At 39.5% G+C, this 1584-nt stretch carries 1 protein-coding gene; it reads right to left on the reverse strand.

The window, feature by feature from the left end; all coding sequences use genetic code 11:
• Positions 1–1584, reverse strand: a 1584-nt coding sequence (locus FBT53_RS15910) for a malectin domain-containing carbohydrate-binding protein (protein ID WP_136952173.1), incomplete at both ends; no start/stop codon positions are given.

Consider the following 1584-nt stretch of genomic DNA (forward strand, 5'->3'; position numbering starts at 1 on the left):
CGAATGCTATACTTGCCAAACCATCCGTAATCAAAACATCATCATATTCTTTTATCAATGCTGTAGCAGAGTTAGTTTCTGAAAGTATATTAAAATCAGACAACACTTCTTCCCCTTCTATACTGACATTAAATATGCGCGTTCCTGTATTGCCATCTACACCAATGTAAATTTCCGCAAAATGCAAACGAATATCATACTTACCAGATATCATAATTGGTATCTCATAATTCATGTTACCATAACGTTCAGATTGGTACAATAAATCATCCGAAGTATTTGCTATGGCCAACGATGATGCCGTATAGGTCTGCCCGCCCGTTACATATTGATCAGCACTAAAAATACCATAGCTCGTGGTTAGCTCACCAGCTCCAGCATTTATCCGTATGGGCGTAAATATAGAAAATGGATAGCTGTCTGGTTGTATGGTTAACCCTACTGTATTTTCTATATTAGAAATATTCAAATTATACTGTACGTCTGGTGTTAATTGCGTTGTGGTGAGTAATACTGTTCTACCATCTTCTTGCAATACCGCAGAATTGATAGTTATGCCATTATCCAACATATAATTGGACAAATCTTCTGCCGTAGCAGCAGTTACCTTTTCATTGAAAAATACCCGAACTTGAGTCGTGTTTATTGATTTCACCTCTTCTACTACTGGAGCTGATTTGTCTACCGATACTCCTGCACCCACAAATTCTATGTAGTTTAAATCTACAATGCCTGTCCCTGCTGATGCGTTTTTAAATACTATATACAAATCATGCTTACCGCCTGGGTCTACGATTCCTAGCTCCACATTGGCCCAATCGTTGGCGCTACCCGTTACAGGAACTGCACTTGTACCTAACAAGGTCCCCGTTGGACTATCCAATCGCAATTCTATACTACCCCCTGAAACACTAGAAGATAAACGATAGATTAAAGATGTTATATTCTCTAGATTACGCCCTTGGTAAACAATGTAACTATTATGGTCTGCACGTATAGCATCCTCTGCTCCACCTAAATCATCTGTATTTTGAATAATGTTGATTCCTTGAGATGAATCATCGTAATGCTCTGCTTCTGCTACCTTAGGATATATTCGTATCTGACCAAAGGATTGTAATCCACCATTGTCTGTATAATTAGCATTAAGAACATAAAAAATATCTGCCTCTCCGTTGGTCTGATGACCTTCTGCTCCTAAAGTTAAATCTTGGGGGCATGCATCTATGGAAGGTGTATCATGAAAGTGTGTTAAATGTCCTAAAGAAGGGGTAACCACTACAGCTTCACATGCAATACCACTACCTTCAGTTCCTGGGTTTCCATTTGTATCTCCGTCTTCTACATCACTAACGCTCAAAGCTACGCTAATATCATCTCCCCAACTCATAAAGCCTCCATCTGATGGGGAGGTAAAAGTAAAACTAGCCAAATTGTTGCCTGCATGTATGGTTAGGTTGGCTACACCTGTGCCCCCGTTACCATCTGATACCCGTAACTGTACGTTATATGTACCTGCTGTGGTATAGATAAAGGTAGGATTCTCCATAGTACTATCCGTACTTGGTGTACTCGTATCAAAAT

This window comes from Flavobacterium sp. ASW18X (assembly GCF_005144745.1).
In the GTDB taxonomy this organism is placed as follows: Bacteria; Bacteroidota; Bacteroidia; order Flavobacteriales; family Flavobacteriaceae; genus Croceivirga.